This window comes from Micromonospora sp. HK10 (genome assembly GCF_000982955.1).
Taxonomy (GTDB): domain Bacteria; phylum Actinomycetota; class Actinomycetes; order Mycobacteriales; family Micromonosporaceae; genus Micromonospora.
The window spans coordinates 24,128-44,300 of record NZ_KQ058869.1 but is presented as its reverse complement, the minus strand read 5'-3'; the positions used below and the strand labels follow the sequence as shown (position 1 = coordinate 44,300).

The window sequence follows — 20,173 nt, the reverse complement described above, 5'->3', positions numbered from 1 at the left end:
GGGGCCCGGCCACCGGTTCAGTCGAGCAGTCCGGTCACCGTTCCGGCGGCCACCGTGCGGCCGCCCTCCCGGACCGCGAAGCCGAGCTCGACGTCCATCGCGATCGGCCGGCCCAGCTCCACCGTCAGCTCGACGGTGTCGCCCGGCCGGACCAGCGGCACGTCACCGAGGTCCACCGTCCCGACCACGTCCGTGGTGCGGAAGTAGAACTGCGGCCGGTAGTTGGCGAAGAACGGGGTGTGCCGCCCGCCCTCGGCCGTGGTCAGCGCCGAGAGCCGGGCCTGGAACCGCCGGTGCGGGGTGACGCTGCCCGGCCGCGCCACCACCTGACCCCGCTGCACCTGGTCGCGCCGGACCCCGCGCAGCAGCACGGCGGCGTTGTCGCCGGCCTCGGCCGTCGCCAGCGCCTTGCCGAAGGTCTCCAGCCCGGTCGCCACGGTGGACAACGTCGGACCGAGACCGACGACCTCGACCGGGTCGCCGACCCGCAGGGTGCCCCGCTCGATCGCGCCGGTCACCACGGTGCCCCGACCGGAGATCGTCAGCACGTTCTCGATCGGCATCAGGAACGGCTCGGCGAGCGCGCGCGGCGGCACCGGGACGTACCGGTCGACGGCGTCGAGCAGCTCCACGACGGACGACACCCAGCGCGGGTCGCCCTCGAGGGCGCGCAGCGCCGACACCCGGACCACCGGCACCTCGTCGCCGGGGAACCCGTAGTCGGACACCAGCTCCCGGACCTCGAGCTCGACCAGGTCGAGCAGCTCCGGGTCGTCGACGGCGTCGGCCTTGTTCATCGCCACCACCAGGTACGGCACCCCGACCCGCCGGGCGAGCAGCACGTGCTCGCGGGTCTGCGGCATCGCCCCGTCGAGCGCGGAGACGACCAGGATCGCGCCGTCGACCTGCGCCGCCCCCGTGATCATGTTCTTCACGAAGTCGGCGTGCCCGGGCATGTCCACGTGGGCGTAGTGCCGGGTCGCGGTCTCGTACTCGACGTGGGCGATGTTGATGGTGATGCCCCGGGCCACCTCCTCCGGCGCCCGGTCGATGCCGTCGAAGGACACGAACCGGTTGACGGCGGGGTCGCGCTCGGCGAGGACCTTGGTGATGGCGGCCGTCAGGGTCGTCTTGCCGTGGTCGACGTGACCCATCGTGCCGATGTTGAGGTGCGGCTTCGCGCGCACGAACTGGCTCTTGGCCATGAGAGAACTCCACAGTGGAGAGAAGCTGGCGGACGACGAACGCGGGCGGGTGCCACCCCGCGGGAAACCGCGCCAGAACCGCGCGTCACGGCGTGCCGAATCTGGGCAGCGCCGGAGCATCCGGGCCACCCTCCTCCATGGTTCTGCCGCGGCGGGAGGAGGGTCAGCCTCGGGTATCAGCCAGCCACGCGCACACGCCGGCGGGGCCCGGCAGGGGGAGACCTGCGGGCCGCACGGAGCCGACGGTGCCGAACATGGCGATCACGCTAGCCCGCAACGCCCGGCCGGTCGACCGATATTCCCTGGGGCGACGGCGAGGGACGTACGTGATCGCGAAGTGCAACGTGCGTGCGCCGAACGAGTGGGGCAGCGTGACCGCGATGACATCGCCGGGAGCCCCGGCACCGGCTCGACCCGCCGGAGCCGGGGGCACGGCACCGGTCAGGCGACCGCCTGCCGCACCAGCTCGGCGACCTTCTTCTCCACCTCCGGGCTCCACTGCCGCAGCGCGTACGCCACCGGCCACAGGTCGCCGTCGTCGAGGTTGGCCGCGTCCTGGAAGCCCAGCGTCGAGTACCGGTAGTTGAACTTGCCCGCGTTCTGGAAGAAGAGGACGATCTTGCCGGCCGCGTTCGCGTACGCGGGCATCCCGTACCAGGTCTTCGGCGACAGCTGCGGCGCGTTGGCGGTCACCGTGACGTGCACCCGCTCGGCGAGCGCCCGGTCCTCCGGCGCCATCTTCGCGATCCCGTCCAGCAGCGCCTGCAACTCGTCGGCCTTCTTGCCGCCCTTCTTGCCCTCGGCGCGCAGCTCGGCGGCGCGCTCCTTCATCGCCGCCCGCTCCTCGGGGCTGAAGCCGTCGGACCCGTTCGTGGACTTCGCTGCGGACATGCTCAGCCTGCCTTTCCCTGTTGACGGTTCGGCGCTCCCGCCGATCACCTGGGGAAAGGCTAGGCGGCCCGAAAGGCCTGCGGCTTCTCGATTCCTGATCAGGTCGTGGGACCGGCGCCCGGGGAGCCGGCTCAACCGGCCGGACGTCACGTCCGCCGCCGAGGCGGCCTCAGTAGAGCAGGTAGGGCTTGCGCTGCCGGGTGAAGGCGGCCAGCTCGTCGGCCCAGGCGCCGACCACGTCGTCCACGTCGGCCCCGGCGTCGATCTGGGTGCGCAGGCGCGGCGACCCGGTGAGCTTGTCGATCCAGTACGGGCGAGCCGGGTCCCAGGAGTCGCTGCGCCAGGCGAACGCCGGATATCTGCGCGCCTCCACGAGCATCGCCACCGCGGTGCGGATCGGGTCGTAGGCCGCCCGGTCGACCACCTTGACCTCCACGCCGGCACAGAGCTTGTTCAACAGCTCCGGCTTCTGCCCGGCCGAGGTCGGCGAGAAGTACGCCTCACGGAACTCGACACCGGGCAGGTCGCGGGCGTTGAGGCGGTCGCCCCAGTGGTGGTCGAAGTCGGTGGCCAGCCCGCCGATCAGCTCGAACGGCCGGCAGGTGCCCCGGCCCTCGGTGATCGACGCGACGCCCTCGAAGAGGCCCGTGCCGGGGTAGACCAGGGCGGTGTCCGGGGTGGGCATGTTCGGGCTGGGCATCACCCACGGCACGTCGGTGTCGGCGGCGAGGCGGTCCCGCTTCCAGTGCTCGCAGACCACCACGTGCAGGTCGACCGGTCGCCCGGCCTCCTCCGGCAGGAACGTGCCGTTGAAGAAGCGGGCCAGCTCCCCGACGGTCATGCCGTGCTGCTGCACGATCTCCTTGAGGCCGACCCCGGAGGTGTACGGGGCGGTCATCATCGGCCCGTACGCCCGGCCGCCGATCGGGTTCGGGCGGTCCAGCACGACGTACCGGAGGCCGACCCGTGCCGCGGCGACCATCGAGGTGTACATGGTCCAGATGTAGGTGTAGAAGCGGACACCGACGTCCTGGATGTCGAAGACGACGGTGTCCACGCCCGCCTCGGTGAACATGCTCTCCCAGCGGGCCTGCGAGGCGCCGTACGCGTCGTAGACCGGGATGCCGGTGCGCGCGTCGACGCCGGTGCCCTCGCTGCCGCCGGCCTGGGCCGAGCCGCGGAAGCCGTGCTCCGGGCCGAACGCCGCGGCCAGCCGGACCCGGCCCGAGCCGTGCATCAGGTCGACGAGGTGGCGGTAGGCCCCGTCGACGCCGGTCGGGTTCGACACGACGCCGACCCGCTGGTCGGCGAGCACCGCGAAGTCGCCGGCCACCAGCCGGTCCAGCCCGGTACGGACCCGGCGCACACCGGGGCTGGCCGCCGCGGGCGCCAGGGCCGCACCGACCCCGAACGCGCCCGCGCCGGCGCCGAGTGCTCCGGTGCCCACCGCGCCGGCGAGGAAGTTCCTACGCTGCATGGGGTTGCCTCCTACCAGCTCAGGCCGGGGCCATCGGGACGTGGCTGAAACTTAGCTACATATAAATGAGGCGTCAAGAAGCTTAGCTACAGCCGAGGGGCGGCGGCGGCCGCAGCGGGCCGGCGCAGGACAGCTCATCGGCCGGAATGCGGGCGCGATCGACCGTGGTGCAGCCGATCGAGGTCCGGCCACGGGTGCCGGCGGGCATCCGGCGCTGGCCGGCAACGCGGCCGCGAGCGGGGCCGGAAACGACAACGGCAGGGAGATCGCGCTCCCTGCCCACTTGAACATATATCGCACCGGTGGGCTTGCCGCAAGGCCCCGGTCCTGCCGCAGAATCGTCGGTCTGGCCGCGGCGCGGCCGAAAAGATGGGGTTCGACGGGACCGCCCGACGCCGGTGGTCCCGCCGGTCGCCGCGCCGCGCGGTACGCCCTACCCGGAGGAATCGCAGTGATCGAGCAGTACGTGTTGGGCTTCCACGAGGTCGGCGCGGAGCACGTCGCCGTCGTGGGCGGCAAGGGCGCGAACCTGGCGGCGCTGTCGCGGATCGACGGCGTCGCGGTGCCGTCCGGCTTCTGCGTGACCACCGCGGCCTTCCGCCGGATGATGGCCGAGGTGCCCGGGATCGACGACCGGCTCCGGGCGTTGTCCCGGCTGGAATCCGGTGACCGGGAAGGCCTCGGCACGCTCGGCGCGGAGATCCGCCGGAGCATCGAGGAGACGCCCGTGCCGGGGCCGCTAGCGGCGTCGATCACCGGGGCCGTGGCCCGGTTCGGCGAGCGGGCCGGCTACGCCGTCCGCTCCAGCGCCACGGCGGAGGACCTGCCCGCGGCCTCCTTCGCCGGCCAGCACGACACCTACCTGAACGTCGTCGGGCCGGCGGCGATCCTGGCGCACGTCAGCCGGTGCTGGGCCGCCCTGTTCACCGAGCGGGCGGTGGCCTACCGCCAGCGCAACGGCATCGACCACCGGACCGTCGCGATGGCCGTGGTCGTCCAGGAGATGCTCGCGCCGCAGGTGTCCGGGGTGCTGTTCACGGCCGACCCCGCCACCTCCAACCGGCGGCTCGCCGCCGTCGAGGCGGCCCCCGGCCTCGGCGAGGCGCTGGTCTCCGGGCGGGTCACCCCGGACGCCTACCGGGTGCGCGACGGGGTGATCGTGGACCGGACGATCGCCGCCAAGCGGCTCGCCAGCCGGGCCCGGCCCGGCGGTGGGACGGCGGAGCACGCGATCGACCCGGCGCGACAGGAAGAACCGGCGCTGACGGATGCGCAGGTCCTGCGCCTGGTCGAGCTGGGCCGGCGGATCGAGGCGCACTTCGGCCAGCCGCAGGACCTCGAATGGTGTCTGGTCGACGGCGACGTCCATGTCGTGCAGAGCCGGCCCATCACGACGCTGTTCCCCGTGCCCGAGCGCGCCGACCGGGAGAACCACGTCTACCTCTCCGTCGGTCATCAGCAGATGATGACCGACGCCATGAAGCCGTTGGGGCTGTCCATGTGGCAGCTGACCGCGCTCGCCCCGATGCACGCCGCCGGTGGGCGGCTGTTCGTCGACGCCACCCCGCACCTGAGCACACCGTCCGGGCGGGAGAGCCTGCTGGCGCTGGTGGACCGGTCCGATCCGTTGACCAGGGATGCGCTGGAGACCGTGCTCGGCCGCGGCGACTTCCTCCCCTCGCTGCCGGACCAGGCGCCGGCCGGGCCGCCGGTCGGTGCTCCGCCCGCGACGATCGAGACCGACCCGGCCATCGTCACCGAGCTGATCGCCCGCAGCGAGGCGGCCGTCGCCACCCTGGCGCGCGAGCTGCGGGCCACCGCCGGACCGGCCCGGTTCGACGTCCTCCTGACGGCCTTCGAGGAACACAAGCGGGACCTGCGCGACCCCCTGAGCATGCAGGCGATCGGGGCGGGAATGCAGGCCACCTGGTGGCTCAACGACCAGCTGAGGGAGTGGCTGGGGGAGAAGAACGCCGCCGACACGCTCACGCTCTCCGCCCCGCACAACATCACCTCGGAGATGGGGCTCGCGCTGCTCGACGTCGCCGACGTCGTCCGTCCGCATCCCGAGGTGGTGGCCTACCTGCGGGACGTCGAGGACGACGACTTCCTCGACGGGCTGGCCGAACTCCCCGGCGGGCCGGAAGCGCGGGACGCCATCCGGGCCTACCTCGACCGGTACGGCATGCGGTGCGCCGGCGAGATCGACATCACCCGGCCGCGGTGGAGCGAACGCCCGAGCACGCTGCTGCCGGCGATCCTGGACAACGTCCGCAACTTCGAACCGGGCGCCGGCCGGCGGCGCTTCGCGCAGGGGCGCGAGGCGGCGGCGGAGAAGGAACGGGAGATCCTGGCGCGCCTGCGCGCCCTGCCGGACGGGGAGGCCAAGGCCGCGGAGACCAAGCGCATGATCGACCGGGTCCGGACCTTCGTCGGCTACCGCGAGTACCCGAAGTACGCCATCGTCAGCCGCTACTTCCGCTACAAGCAGGCCCTGCTGGAGGAGGCCGAGGAGCTCGTGCGCGCCGGTGTGCTCCGCGACCGGGAGGACTGCTTCTACCTCACCTTCCAGGAGTTCCACGAGGCCGTGCGGACGCACCGGGTCGACGATGACCTCATCCGGCGGCGCCGGGACGAGTTCCGGTCGTACCAGTCGCTCACCCCGCCCCGGGTGCTCACCTCCGACGGTGAGGGCATCGACGGGGCGTACCGGCGCGACGACGTGCCGCCGGGGGCGCTGGTCGGCATCCCGGTCTCCGCCGGCACCGTCGAGGGGCGGGCCCGGATCGTCCGGGGCATGGCCGACGCCGACCTGGAACCCGGGGACATCCTGGTGACCGCCCACACCGACCCGAGCTGGTCACCGCTGTTCGTCGCGGTCGCGGGGCTGGTGACGGAGGTGGGCGGGCTCATGACGCACGGCGCGGTGATCGCCCGGGAGTACGGCCTGCCGGCCGTCGTCGCGGTCCCGCATGCCACCGCCCGGATCCGGGACGGGCAGCGGATCCGGGTGCACGGCACCGACGGCTGGGTCGAGCTGCTGTCCTGACGCGTACTCCCGTCCGCCCGCGCGCCTCACCGCCGGCCCCGGGCAGTCGGGGCCGGCGGAGCCACCGGTCACCGGTGCCGGACGGTGCGGGCCGCGGTATCCGGGCGTGCGGGCTTCCCGGCCGGACCGGCCGCCGGTCAGCGGCTCCGGGTCAGCTCCGCGATGATCTCGGCCGCCGGTGCCGCCCGGGCGGCCCGCCAGCCGGTGCCGGCCCACAGGTGCAGCCGGTCGGCGTCACCGGCCCGGGCGGCCGCCGCGCGCAGCGGCCGGGTCAGGTGGTGCACCGCCGGGTAGCCCAGCGGCGCGTCCACCTCGTACCGCTCGATGAAGCTGTTGCGCAGGCCGCGGGCCGGCCGCCCGGTGAACGCTCGGGTGACCACCGTCCGGTCCCGGCCGGGGTCGGCCAGCGCGTCGCGGTGGGTGCGGGTGGTGCCGCTCTCGACGGCGCGCAGCAGCAGCGTGCCGACCAGCACGCCGGTCGCGCCGGCGGCGAGCGCGGCCCGCACGTCCGCCGCGCCGCCGACCCCGCCGGCGCCCAGCACGGGCAGCCCGGTCCGGGCCGCGACCAGGCCGACCAGCTCGGGCAGCGGGCGCAGCGGGGGCGGCTCCGCGGGGGTGAAGGTGCCGAGATGGCCGCCGGCCAGCCCGCTCTGCGCGATCAGCCCGTCCACGCCCAGCTCCGCGGCGGCGGCGGCCTCCGCCGGGTCGGTGACCGTGACCAGCACCCGGCTGCCGGCCCGGCGCAGCCGCCCGAGCACGGCCGGGGAGGGCAGGCCGAAGGTGAAGCTGACCACCGGCACCGGCTCGCGGACCAGCAGCTCCAGCTTCGCGGCCCAGTGGTCGTCGTCCTCGGTGCGGGAGGCGGCCGCGAGGTCCAGCCCGTAGGGCGCGCCCTCGGCGGCGATCCGGGCCGCGTACCGGCGGAACGGTGCCTCGGCGACCGGCACCGGCGTGGGCACGAAGACGTTCACGCCGAACGGGTGGCCGGTGGCCCGGGCCGCCGCGATCTCCGCCGCGAGCGCCTCCGGCGTCCGGTAACCGGCGGCGAGGAACGCGAACGCGCCGGCGGAGCCGACCGCGGCGACCAGCTCGCTGGTCGTCGGTCCGCCCGCCATCGGCGCCGCCACCACCGGCAGCTCCACCCCGAGCAGGTCGCGTGTCCCGTCCACCGCACCAGTCTGCCCGCCCGCCGCCCGCCGCGCCCCACCGACCGGTCCGGCCGGAGGGCCGGCCCGGGCGCGCAGGCTCCCGCGGCACCGCCGATCTCCGGCGCGGCCGCGCCGCGCGGTCTACCGTTCAGGAGGGGCGGGGTGCCGCCGACGGCGGGTGGGTGGGGGTGAGCAGCGATGTCCGCAGCCGGGCCGGTGGCGCGTCCGCTGGCCGGTCGGGTCGCCGTGGTCACCGGCGCGGCCCGGGGCATCGGCCGGGCGGCCGCGGTGGCCCTCGCCGGCGCCGGGGCCGACGTGGCCGGCGTCGACATTGCCGGGCCGGTCAGCCCGATCCTCGACTTCCCGCCGGCCACCCCCGAGGACCTGGCCGAGACCGGGCGGCTGGTCGCCGCCACCGGCGTACGGTGGTCCGCGCACGTCGCCGACCAGCGCGACATCGCGGCGCTACGGGCGGTGGCCGAGGCGGTGCAACGGGACCACGGCGGGGTCGACGTGCTGCACGCCAACGCCGGCATCCAGGCGTTCCGGCCGTTGCTGGAGATGACCGACCCGGACTGGCACGACCAGATCGACGTCAACCTGACCGGCACCGCCAACGTGCTGCGTGTCTTCGCCCCGCTGCTGGTCAGCCGGGGCGGCGGGCGGATCATCGTCACCTCCTCCACGCAGGGGCAGCACGGCACCACGAACGGGTCGGCGTACTCGGCGTCGAAGTGGGGGCTGATCGGGCTGGTCAAGTCCGCCGCGCTCGAGCTGGGCGGGCACGGGATCACGGTGAACGCGGTGATCCCCGGGCTGGTCGACACCGCGCTCACCCGCCACCAGGACCGGTACGCCCAGGCGATCGTCGAGGGTGGCCGGACGCCCTCGGGCGACCTCGCCACCGACGAGCGCACCGCGATCGAGCTGCAACGGGCGAAGACCCCGCTCGGGGTGCCCTGGGTCCAGCCGGAGGACGTGGCCCCGCTGGTGGTGTTCCTCGCCTCGGATCAGGCGCGGATGGTCAGCGGCACCGCGTTCGCCGCGACCGGGGGCGACAGCGCCCACGTCACCGCCTGACGGGCGGCCGGGCGGGCCTGGCGATCATCGTCGGCCGGGACTAGGTTGCCCGACATGGCGTCCAGCTACCGGATCCGCCCCCTCGACGAAGCCACCTGGCCGGCCTTCGCCGCTCTGGTCGAGCGGAACAACGGGGTGTTCGGCGGCTGCTGGTGCATGGGATTCCATCCGGAGGGCGTGGGCAAGGGGACCACGGCGGCGCTGAACCGCGACCGCAAGCTGGCCCGGGTGCGGGCCGGCACCACGCACGCCGCCCTGGTCTTCGACGGCGACACCTGCCTGGGCTGGTGCCAGTTCGGCAGCCCGGCGGAGCTGCCGCGGATCAAGAGCCGCGCCGCCTACGAGAAGGGCCTGACCACCCCGCCCGACTGGCGGATCGCCTGCTGTTACGTCGGCAAGGGGCACCGGCGTCAGGGGGTGGCCGGCGCCGCGCTCGCCGGCGCGCTGGACCTGATCGCCGACCTGGGCGGGGGAACCGTGGAGGGATATCCCGAGGACGCCGGGTCGGTGCCGGCCGGGTTCCTCTTCCACGGGGCGTTGTCGACCTACGAACGGCTCGGCTTCAGCCGGGACCGCAGGATCGGCAAGCACCGCTGGGTGGTGACCCGCCGTGTGCCGGAGCGGACCGGCGACCCGGGCGGCGGCACCGGCCCGGCGTGAACCGGCCGGCCCGGGTCCGCCGGGCGGCAGCCACGGCACCGCACCGCACCGCCCGGGACCCGGCGAGTACCCGCCGCCGCGGCGGGTAACCGGGCCGGACCGGCGCCGGACCGGCGCCGGAAGAGGGGGTGCGCGGGTGGCACGCTCGTTCGTGAACTGGTCCGGCAGTCTCTCCTTCACGCCGGCCGAGTACGCCGAGCCCGCCGACGAGGACGCGGTGCGGGCGCTGGTGCGCCGGGCCCGGGAGAGCGGGGTGACGATCCGGCCGGTCGGTTCGGGCCACTCGTCCAGCCCGCTGGTACGCACCGACGGGATCCTGGTCAGCCTCGACCGGCTCGCCGGCGTGGTGTGCGCGGACGGGCGCGCCACCGCCGGTGCCGGCACCAAGCTCAACGCGCTGGGCGAAGGGCTCTACGACGCCGGCCTGGCCATGGACAACCTCGGCGACGTCGACTACCAGTCGATCGCCGGGGCGACCGCCACCGGCACCCACGGCACCGGGCTCGGCTTCGGCAGCCTGAGCACCCAGGTCACCGGCGTACGCCTGGTCACCGGGACCGGGGAGGTGGTGGAGATCGCCGCGGACCGCAACCCGGAGCTGCTGCCGGCCGCCCGGCTCTCCCTGGGCGCCCTCGGCGTGGTCACCCGGATGACCCTCGACGTGCAACCCCGCTACCAGCTGCACCGGCGGTCGTGGTGCGCGGACCTGGACTGGACCCTGGACCACCTGGCCGAACTCCAGCACACCAACCGCAACATGGACTTCTACTGGTATCCGCGCAGCGACCAGACCCAGATCCGGGTGCTGAACCGGGTCGACACCGCGGCGGAGCGGCAGGTCTGGCCGGCGGAGGGCCGGGCCCGGGAGAACCGGGTCGGGCCGACCCACCGCACCATTCCCCGGCACCGCGACCTGCGCTTCGAGGAGATCGAGTACATGCTGCCGTCCGAGGCGTTCCCGGCCTGTTTCGCCGAGCTCCGCCGCCGGGTGCGGGAGCGGCACCGGCGGATCGTCGGCTGGCGGGTGCTGGTGCGGACCGTCGCCCCGGACGACATCTGGCTCAGCAACGCCTACGGCCGGCCCACCACCACCATCGCCTGCCTGCAGAACACCTCGCTGCCCTACGAGGAGTACTTCCGGGACATGGAGGCGGTCTTCCGGCAGTACGGGGGCCGGCCGCACTGGGGCAAGAAGCACTGGCTCACCGGCCGCGAGCTGCGCCCGCTCTATCCCCGCTGGGACGACTTCCAGGCCGTCCGGCGGCGCCTGGACCCGGACGGGGTCTTCCTCACCCCGTACCTGGCACGGCTGCTGGAGCAGCCGTGAGCCAGGACGTCGGCGCGCACGTCTGGGTGCTGCCCGGCGGGCACGTGCCCTTCCCGGCGCACGGGCCGGAGCCCGCGTTCACCGGCTTCGACCAGCTCTGCGTGCTCAACGCCACGGACCGGGACGCCGAGCTGCGTCTCGACGTCTACTACGAGGACGCCGAGCCGGTGGGCCCGTACCGGCTGCGGGTCGGCGCGCGGCGGATCCGGCACGTGCGGATCAACGACCTCGTGGACCCCGAGGCGGTCCGGCTGGACCGGCCGTACGGCTGCGTGCTGCGCTCCCCGGTGCCGGTGGTGGTGCAGTTCCTGCGTCAGGACACCCGGTTGCCGGGCGTGGTCGCGTTGACCGGCACCATGGCGTACCCGGCCTGAGGTTCGACCGCGCACGGGGGCGGGTACCCGCGCCCATGCGGGCAGGCAGCGTGGGCGAGCGGGTACGCGGGACCGGCCGGGACACCTACCGGCGGCTGCGGACGTACCTCATCGTGGCCGTGCAGGCGGGTTTGGCCGCCGCCCTGGCCTGGGTGGCCGCCGCCCACCTCTTCGGCAACCCCGAGCCGACCTTCGCGCCGGCCGCGGCGGTCGGTGTCATCGCCGCCTCGCTGGGCAGCCGGGCCCGCCGCACCGTCGAACTGATCGTCGGGGTGGTCATCGGCATCACGGTGGGTGACCTGTTGATCGTCGCGGTCGGCACCGGGCCCTGGCAGACCGGCGTGATCGTCTTCCTGGCGGTCGCGGCCGCGGTGCTGGTCCGGGGCCCCGGCGCGCTGGTGACCCAGGCCGGCGGTACGGCCGTGCTGGTCGCCACGCTCACCCCCACCGCGCCCGACCTGGAGCTGCCCCGGACGCTGAACGCGCTGGTCGGCGGGGTGGTCGGCCTGCTCGTGGTGCTGGTCCTGGCCCCGCTCAACCCGCTGCGCACGGTCCGCCGGGTGGCAGGCCCGGCCCTGGATCTGTTCGCCCGGGAGATGGGTGCCGCCGCGCAGGCCCTGGCGCGCGGCGACACCCGGGCCGCCGAGGAGGTGCTGGACCGGATGCGTGCCGCCCAGCCGCAGCTGAACCGGCTCGGCGAGGCCCTCGGTGCCGCCGAGGAGGTGGTCCGGTTCTCCCCGGTCCGCTGGCGGCGGCGGCGCAGGCTGGCCGGATACCGGCGCGGCGCGGACCACATGAACCGGGCGTTCCGCAACTGCCGGGCGCTGGTCCGCCGGATCGGCGCCGCCCTGCGCGACGGGGAACGGGTGCCGGCCGACCTGCCAGCGGCGGTGGCGCACTTCGGCGAGGCGGTCCGGTTGCTGCAGGAGGCGTTCCTGGATGCCCGCGAGCCGGTGGCGGCCCGGGAGCGGGTGCTCGGCGCGGTTCGCGAGGCGGGTGCGGCGTGCCGGCAGGACCTGGGCTTCTCCGGCACCGTCGTCGTCTCGCAGTTGCGTACCGCCGCCAACGACCTGCTGCGGGCCACCGGCGTGCCGCCCGCGCAGGCGCGGCGGCTGGTCCGGCGGGCCGCGACCGCGCAGGCCTGAACGAAGATCACGGTTCGGTCTCGAACCCGGGTCGTACCGCGACGGCCCGTGATGCGCGGGCCAGTCTCCCGGGCCCGCGCGACGGTGGCTCACCGTGATCTTGGCAGCTCCGGCGTCGCTCCCCGGACGGGCAGCGCGTGGTGGCCGGGACGCTGCGTGAGGAGCCCGCTCCGCCGCCACCTCCGCACGGGACAACGGGGATCGAGCGTCGCTTGTAGTGTCCCCCTCTCAGTCCATCACGGGGGGACTGCCGGAGCCGCATGTCGCGAGCTGGACCAGGTCCAGTCTCGGTCACCACCCGTGGGCCGGCAGGTCCACGTCCTCCGGCCGGACCGCCGTGCGCCCGGGCTGGTCCGGTTCCCTCCGTGAGGACATGTGGTGGACATCAGGTTGAACAGCAAGGCGGACCGGCGACAACGGCCGGTAGGGCGACGCGGCACCGGGCGCTCGCTGGCCGGGCTCGTGCTGCGCGGCGGTCTCGTCGGCGCCCTCGTCGGCGGCGTGCTGGCGGGTGCGCCCGCGCCCGCGGCACCCCGGCCGGCACACCTGCCCGCGCAGGTGGACAAGCTCGACCGGGACGGCGGGCCGGTGCGCACGAAGGCGTGGGCCTGGACGCCGCAGCGGCAGGTCCCGGCACCCGCGCCGGTCTGGCCGGCGGCCGGTTCGACCAGCGTTGGCCTGCCCGTCGGCGCGGCGAAGGCCCGGGCGGTCCGGGCCGGCCGGCTCCCCGTCTCGGTGGCCCGCGCCGCCGGACCCGCCGGTGACCGGCTGTCCACCGTGCGGGTCGCCCTGCTGGACCGGGCGGCGACGCCGAAGGCCTGGCAGGACGGCCTGCTGCTGCGGGTGAGCGGGGAGCACGAGAGCGCGGCCGCCGGGACGGCCCAGCTGTCGGTGGACTACCGCGACTTCCGGTACGCCCACGGCGGGGACTGGGCGTCCCGACTGCGGCTCTGGCGGCTGCCCGACTGCGCGTTGACCAGCCCGGGCGCGGACGGCTGTGCCGCGACGCCGCTGCCCTCGCGCAACAACACCCGCAACGGCGTCGTCACCGCCGACGTACCGGTGCGCGCCACCGGTTCGACCGCGGCCACCAGCGCGCTGAGCGGCACGCTGGTCGCGCTGGCCGCCGGCCCTTCCGGGTCCGCCGGCGACTTCACCGCCACCTCGCTGGCGCCCTCGGCAACCTGGTCTTCGGGCGGGCCGGCCGGTGACTTCACCTGGTCGTACCCGATGGGAACGCCGCCCGCGGTCGCCGGCCCGGCGCCGACGATCGAGCTCTCCTACTCCTCCGGCCGGGTGGACGGCCGCTCGGAGGCGACCAACAACCAGCCGTCCTGGCTGGGGGAGGGCTTCGAGTACGCGCCGGGATTCATCGAGCGGCGGTACGTCAACTGCGTGGACGACATGGCCGGCGGGGCCAACAACACCACCAAGACCGGCGACCTGTGCTGGCGTTCCGACAACGCCACGCTCTCGCTCAACGGGACCGGCTCGGAGCTGGTCTACGAGTCCGGCAAGGGCTGGCACGCCCGGGACGAGGACGCCTCCCGGATCGAGAAGCTCACCGGCGCCGGCAACGGCGACAACAACGGCGAGTACTGGAAGGTCACCGGCGCGGACGGCACCCAGTACTTCTTCGGCCTGCACAGCCTGCCCGGCCAGACGGCGACCACGAACTCGGCCTGGACCGTGCCGGTCGCCGGGAACCACTCCGGCGAACCTTGCCACCAGACCTCCTTCGGCTCCTCCTTCTGTGACCAGGTGTGGCGCTGGAACCTCGACTACGTCGTCGATGTCCACGGCAACACCATGTCCTACTGGTACGGCAAGGAGAACAACAAGTACGCGCAGAACCGGACCGACAGCGACGCCACCTCCTACGTGCGCGGGGGCCAGCTCGCCCGGATCGACTACGGCACCTGGGACCGGGGATCGGCCGACCGGTCCGTCACGCCGGTGTCCCAGGTCCTGTTCACCACCGCGGACCGCTGCGTGACCTCGTCCTGCGGCACCCACAACGCCACGAACTGGCCCGACACGCCCTGGGACCAGGAGTGCACCGGGACCAGTTGCGCCGGGAAGTACTCGCCCACCTTCTGGTCGACCCGCCGGCTGGCGAAGGTCACCACCCGCGTCTGGGACACCACCCGGGCCACCCCGGCCTGGCAGGACGTCGACTCCTGGACCTTCGGGCACTCGTTCCCGCCCACCGGGGACGGCGCCGACCACGCCGGGCTCTGGCTGGACCGGATCGTGCACGCCGGCCTGGTCGGGACCGCGATCACCCTGCCGCCGGTCACCTTCACCCCGGTCTCCCTGCCGAACCGGGTGCTGACCGACAACAACACCTCGAACAACTGGCAGCGGCTGGACCAGATCGTCACCGAGACCGGCGCCAAGATCGACATCGACTGGGACCTGCCGGAGTGCTCGTCGAGCAACCTGCCCTCCGCCGCTCACACCAACACCATGCGCTGCTACCCCGTGCGGGTGCCCGACCCGGACGACCCGACGGGCAAGGCGCTGATGACCGAGTGGTGGCACAAGCACCGGATCAAGTCGGTCTCCGAGTCGGACCTGCCGACCTGGCAGACCGGGCACCCGGCGCCCAACAAGTACACCTACTACGAGTACGTCGGCGCGCCGGCCTGGCACTACGCCGACGACGACGGACTCACCAAGACCGATCGCAAGACCTGGGACCAGTTCCGCGGCTACGCCGCGGTGCAGACCCGGGTGGGGGATCCGGGCGACCAGACCCTCACCGAGACCCGCTACCTGCGCGGCATGCACGGTGACCGGCTCGCCCCCTCCGGCGGCACCCGCAGCGTGACCGTCCCGGCCTCGCTCGGCACCGAGACGGTGTACGACGAGGACCAGTTCGCCGGCATGGTGCGCGAGGAGATCGTCTACAACGGCGACACCGCGAAGCCGGTCTCCAAGACCGTCTCCGTGCCCTGGCTGTCCGCGCCGACCGCGACCCGCACGATCAACGGCGACACCGTGACGGCCCGCTTCACCGGGACGCGGGTCAGCTACGCCGCCCAGGCCCTCGGCGTGGACGGCGCGCGCGGGTGGCGCACCTCGCGGACCGAGAACTGGTTCTCCGACACCTACGGCACGGTCGACCGCACCCAGGAGGACGGCGACACGGGGCGCAACGGCGACGAGAAGTGCGCCACGGTCACCTACCATCGCGCCACCGGCGCCAACCTGGTCAAGGCCGTCAAGCGGAGCACCATGACGGCGCTGCCCTGCGGCACCGCGCCGACGAGCACCGATGATGTCATCGCCGACACGCGCTACTACTACGACGGCGCCACGAGCGTCGACACGGCTCCCGTCGACGGGGCGGTGACCCGGACCGAGAGCCTCAAGGACTGGTCCGCGGCCGGCGGCACGACCTGGCAGACCACCAAGCAGAGCACCTTCGACGCCTTCGGTCGCCAGCTCACCACCACCGACGTCAAGGGCAACACCACGACGACGGCGTACACCCCGGCCAGCGGCGGCCCGGTCACCGCGGAGCAGACCACCGGTCCCGCGCCGTACAACTGGGTGAGCACCAAGCAGCGGGAGCCGTACCGCGGCAACGTGACCCGGACGACGGACCTGAACGGCCGGGTCACCGACGTGGCCTACGACGCGCTGGGCCGGACCTGGCGGGTGTGGAACGCCGGCTGGCCGTACGCCGGCCACGAGTCGAGCCCGTCGGCCGAGTACACCTACACCTTCGCGCCCAACCGGGACGCCTACCCGTACACCACCACCAGGACGCTGCATGCCGGCGGCGCCTACCGGGTCAGCTACCAGATCCTCGACTCGCTGATGCGCGAACGGCAGACCCAGACGGCCGGGGTGGGCGGCGGCATCGTGGTGACCGACACCATCTACGACAAGCTGGGCCGGGGTGCCACCACCTACGGGGCGCACGCCGAGCCCGGTACCCCGTCCGGAATCCTCTGGTGGGAGCCGGAATGGTCGGTGCCGACGGTGAACAAGACCGTTTTCGACCGCGCCAACCGGCCGACGGCGCAGATCGTCTTCGGCACCGACGGGGTCACCAACCTGATCGAGAAGTGGCGGACGACCACCAGCTACGAGGGTGACCTGACCAAGGTCACGCCCCCGGCGGGTGGCACTCCGACGACGACGGTGACCGACCTCAAGGGCCGTACCGTCGAGCTGCGTCAGCACACCACCGCCAGCGGGGTCAACGGCGCCTACCAGTCCACCCGGTACACCTACAACCCGAAGGACAAGCTGACCCGGGTCACCGATCACCTCGGCGACACCTGGTCGTACGTGTTCGACGTCAAGGGCCGGGTCACCCGCATCTCGGATCCGGACAAGGGCACCTCGCAGAGCCAGTACAACGACTACGACGAGCTCGAGAAGACCACGGACGCGCGGGGCGAGGTGATCTGGTACAGCTACGATCCGCTGGGCCGCAAGACGGAGCTCCGCGACGACTCGGCGACCGGCGCGCTGCGGGCCGCGTGGAAGTACGACAAGCTCTACTCCGGGTCGAGCGCCGGCGCGAAGGGCCAGCTCACCGAGGCGTGGCGCTACGACCACCCGAACGCGGTCGCCACCATCTACAAGTGGCGGGTCAGCGGCTTCAACAGCCGCTACCAGCCCACCGGGGTGGACTACGTGATCCCGGACGGGGAGGGCGCCGGCCTGGCCGGCACCTGGTCCTACGGGTACGGCTACTCGCCCTACGACGGCAGCCCCACCTCGGTCACCTACCCGGCCGGTGGCGGGCTCAGCACGGAAACCGTCAGCACCGACCACGACCCGGTGACCGGTCTGCCGACGTCGTTGGCGACGAACGCCGTCAGCGTGGCGAGCTACGTGACCGGCCAGCAGTACACCGCGTACGGCGAACCGACGATCACCACGCGCAAGACGGCCGGCGGGGCGTACGTGGAGGACGCCACGTACTACGACCTCACCACCCGTCGGGTGACCCGCACCTCGGTCAAGCCGGAGACGGCGAGCGGGACGGTGTCGGACCGCAACTACAGCTACGACGACACCGGCAACATCACCTCCATCGCCGACCGGCCCGAGGTCGGCTCCGCCGACACCCAGTGCTTCCAGTACGACGCGCTGCGCCGGCTGACCAGCGGGTGGACGCCGAAGGCGGGGGTCGCGTGCGGCACCGGGCCGTCGGTCGCCAACCTGGGCGGCCCGGCGCCGTACTGGTTGGACTGGACGATCGACGCGATCGGCAACCGCCGCGAGGAGGTGAACCACACCGGCAGCGGGGACGTCACCCGCACGTACGGCGTCCCGACCGCGGGCGCCGACGCCGTGCGCCCGCACGCCGTCGACCAGGTGACCGTCGCGGGCGTCACCCAGAAGTACGGCTACGACGCCGCGGGGAACATGGTGTGCCGGCCGACCGGGACGGGCGCCAACGACTGCGCGACCGGCGCCGGATCGCAGCGGCTCAGCTGGGACGCCGAGGGCCGGCTCGCGACCGTCACCGTGGCCGCCGGCCTGCTGGAGTCGGTCATCTACGACACCGACGGGGCCCGGCTGCTGCGCCGGGACGCGACCGGCACCACGTTGTACCTGCCGGGGCAGGACATCCGCCGCAACACCAGCTCCGTGGTCAGCGGGACGCGGTACTACACCTTCGCCGGCCGGACCGTCGCCTCCCGCACCGCGGCCGGGCTCACCTGGCTCTACACCGACCACCAGGGGACCCAGCACACCGCGGTCAACAGCGCCTCGCAGGCGGTGACGCTCCGTCGTCAGCTGCCCTACGGTGGCTCCCGCGGCAGCACCCCGGCGTGGCCCACCACCCGTGGGTTCGTCGGCGGGGACACCGACCCGGTCGGGCTGACCCACCTCGGCGCCCGCGAGTACGACCCGGCGCTGGGGCGGTTCATCTCGGTCGATCCGATCCAGGACCTGGCCGACCCGCAGCAGTGGAACAGCTACGCCTACGCCAACAACAACCCCACCACGCTGTCGGACCCCAGCGGGCAGAAGTGGGAGGAGGAGACCACCGCCGCGTACAACGAGCGGCTGCTGCGGCACTACGCCAAACAGCGGGAGAAGGCCAAGGCGCCGACCGTAAAGAACCCCCGGCTCCGGGGCTACCTGGACGGGATCTACAACCGGGACCGGTCGCAGAGCTGGCAGGGCGACGGCAAGCTCGGGACGGCGGTGCGGATCGAGATCTCGTCGGGCCAGGTCGTGGGCTCCAAGGGCTGGCACTACAAGAAGGCCGCCGACACGTTCAAGGGACTCACCGACCTGCTGGAGGATGACCGCAACGCGCAGCGCAAGGGCAAGCCACCGCTGCTGAGCCCGCGCGAGCGGCAGATCGCGCTGGACGAGGCCAGGGAGCTGTGGTCGTCGCTGCAGACCAAGGACACGAGTGGAAAGTTCATGGCCAACGTGACCTCCACGGCGCAGGGGCGGGAGATGCTCGCGGGCGCGAAGAAGAACATCGAGCAGGGTGCGAAGGCGTACTCGGTGCGGGAGATCACCGGGACCAAGTTCACCATCGAGAAGCGGAACGGGATGGTCACCAGGATCACTCCGGACGGTGGTCCGAAGTTGGGCGGCGTCGCCAGCATGCTGAGCGTGCTGGGTGATCTGGTCCTGATCTACGAGGTCGGCAAGGCGTTCGCGTCGGACAACCCGGGCGCCGCGCTGAACGAGATCCTCTGCGGCTTTGGTTCCCCGGCGTGCAGTCCGTACCTGGGCGGCACGGACAGCGGTTACCAGTACTACCGCGGTGACGACGGCGAGGTGCTGGTGATCCCGCCGGCCTGACCCGCGCCATCGCGCACCGCCTCGGGCCGTCACCGGTAGAGTTCGCCTCTTCCGGTGACGGCCGGAGGTTCCTTCCCTGTCGGACACAGCCTCGCCTGGAGATGGTGGATGTCGGCTCAGCCGTGGACGTTCGGCCCGGTGGGCGACCTCGCGTGGCGACACTTCCCGGAAGCCCGGGAGCAGATCGCCGACCTGGTCTGCACCGAGTTGCAGCGCGCGATCGACGCCGACCGGACGCCGCAGCCGGTGGACCAGTTCGAGTACGCGGTGCACGCGGTCGGTCCGCTGGTCCGGGAGTTGGGCCTGGTCGACCTCGACCGCGACCTGGTGCGGCGGTTCGGCCTGTTCTGCCGGGACCTGCTCGGCTACACCGGTCCCGACGCGTACGACGTGTCCTACGTGCTCGGCATGTACGTGCTCGACGGCTTGGACGGCGCCCCCGTCGTCCGGGCCATCCGGCAGGTCGACCCGGGTCTGATCGACCTGGTGCGGGCCCGCTATCCCGGGATGTGGGTCGAGGAGTGAGGGCCCCGCGACCGCACCCCCCGGGCCGACCCGCGCCGGCGTGCCGGCCGCGTCGGCCACGGTTAGGCTCGGTGGATGCACCGCTCCCGGCTGTACGCGCTGATCGTCGACGCGCCGCAGGACGCCGCCGCCCGGGCCGCCGACTTCTGGTCCGCGGCGTTCGGCGCGCCCACCGAGGTCGACCCGGCCGAACCTGAGTTCACCGGCCTGCGCGACGTGGTCCCGGGGCTGGTCACCGCGGTGCAGGCGGTGGACGACGCCGCCCGTTACCACCTGGACATCGAGACCGACGACGTGGCCGCCGAGGTGGACCGGCTCGGCCGGCTCGGCGCCACCCCGGTCTCCCGCTGGCTGGACTGTCACGTGCTGCGCGCCCCGGGCGGGCACCTGCTCTGCGTCATCCCGGTGGCCAGCGACCCGGAGCTGTTCGCGGCCACCGCGCGCCGCTGGGACTGACCGCCGGTGGGCGCCCCGGCCGCGGTCACCGCGGCCGG

At 73.5% G+C, this 20,173-nt stretch carries 13 protein-coding genes; 9 read left to right on the top strand and 4 right to left on the bottom strand.

Features of this window, described 5'->3' with window-relative positions; all coding sequences use genetic code 11:
* Window positions 1-17: 17 nt before the first annotated feature.
* From tuf to LQ51_RS24145, 3 genes are all read right to left on the bottom strand, one after another.
* A complete protein-coding gene (gene tuf, locus LQ51_RS24155; protein WP_046569422.1) occupies window positions 18-1,205 on the bottom strand; it encodes an elongation factor Tu in 1,188 nt (395 codons plus the stop codon).
* 441 nt (window positions 1,206-1,646) lie between these two features.
* Window positions 1,647-2,096: an iron chaperone gene (locus LQ51_RS24150; RefSeq protein WP_046569420.1), complete on the bottom strand. Its 450-nt coding sequence runs from the start codon at window positions 2,094-2,096 to the stop codon at window positions 1,647-1,649.
* 169 nt (window positions 2,097-2,265) lie between these two features.
* A complete protein-coding gene (locus LQ51_RS24145) occupies window positions 2,266-3,573 on the bottom strand; it encodes an exo-beta-N-acetylmuramidase NamZ family protein (protein ID WP_046569417.1) in 1,308 nt (435 codons plus the stop codon).
* A gap of 451 nt (window positions 3,574-4,024) precedes the next feature.
* On the opposite strand from LQ51_RS24145, the gene rph reads away from it, so the two are divergent.
* Window positions 4,025-6,622 (top strand): rifamycin-inactivating phosphotransferase, encoded by a 2,598-nt coding sequence (rph, locus tag LQ51_RS24140; RefSeq protein ID WP_046569416.1) that lies wholly within the window; start codon window positions 4,025-4,027, stop codon window positions 6,620-6,622.
* 137 nt (window positions 6,623-6,759) lie between these two features.
* Here rph and LQ51_RS24135 read toward each other — a convergent pair whose 3' ends face one another.
* Entirely contained in the window at window positions 6,760-7,791 is a 1,032-nt protein-coding gene (locus LQ51_RS24135; protein ID WP_082159615.1) for a nitronate monooxygenase, read from the bottom strand.
* A gap of 177 nt (window positions 7,792-7,968) precedes the next feature.
* Between LQ51_RS24135 and LQ51_RS24130 the strand changes: the two genes are divergently transcribed.
* From LQ51_RS24130 to LQ51_RS24095, 8 genes are all read left to right on the top strand, one after another.
* Window positions 7,969-8,850, top strand: a complete 882-nt coding sequence (locus LQ51_RS24130) for an SDR family NAD(P)-dependent oxidoreductase (RefSeq protein WP_231605860.1) — start codon at window positions 7,969-7,971, stop codon at window positions 8,848-8,850.
* Window positions 8,851-8,904: 54 nt separating this feature from the next.
* Window positions 8,905-9,510: a GNAT family N-acetyltransferase gene (locus tag LQ51_RS24125; RefSeq protein ID WP_046569415.1), complete on the top strand. Its 606-nt coding sequence runs from the start codon at window positions 8,905-8,907 to the stop codon at window positions 9,508-9,510.
* A 136-nt stretch (window positions 9,511-9,646) separates the two neighbouring features.
* Entirely contained in the window at window positions 9,647-10,837 is a 1,191-nt protein-coding gene (locus LQ51_RS24120; protein WP_046569471.1) for a D-arabinono-1,4-lactone oxidase, read from the top strand.
* Window positions 10,834-11,211 carry a sensory rhodopsin transducer gene (locus LQ51_RS24115; protein WP_046569414.1) on the top strand — a complete coding sequence of 126 codons (378 nt, stop codon included), beginning with the start codon at window positions 10,834-10,836 and terminating at the stop codon, window positions 11,209-11,211. Before LQ51_RS24120 ends, LQ51_RS24115 begins: the two co-directional genes overlap by 4 nt.
* A gap of 35 nt (window positions 11,212-11,246) precedes the next feature.
* Entirely contained in the window at window positions 11,247-12,356 is a 1,110-nt protein-coding gene (locus LQ51_RS24110; protein WP_046569413.1) for an FUSC family protein, read from the top strand.
* Window positions 12,357-12,821: 465 nt separating this feature from the next.
* A complete protein-coding gene (locus LQ51_RS24105; RefSeq protein ID WP_369799889.1) occupies window positions 12,822-19,154 on the top strand; it encodes an RHS repeat-associated core domain-containing protein in 6,333 nt (2,110 codons plus the stop codon).
* 108 nt (window positions 19,155-19,262) lie between these two features.
* Entirely contained in the window at window positions 19,263-19,679 is a 417-nt protein-coding gene (locus LQ51_RS24100) for a hypothetical protein (protein ID WP_046569412.1), read from the top strand.
* A gap of 75 nt (window positions 19,680-19,754) precedes the next feature.
* The gene (locus LQ51_RS24095; RefSeq protein ID WP_046569410.1) at window positions 19,755-20,135 is read left to right on the top strand and encodes a VOC family protein; all 381 of its coding nucleotides are present in this window, start codon (window positions 19,755-19,757) and stop codon (window positions 20,133-20,135) included.
* The last annotated feature ends 38 nt before the right edge of the window (window positions 20,136-20,173 follow it).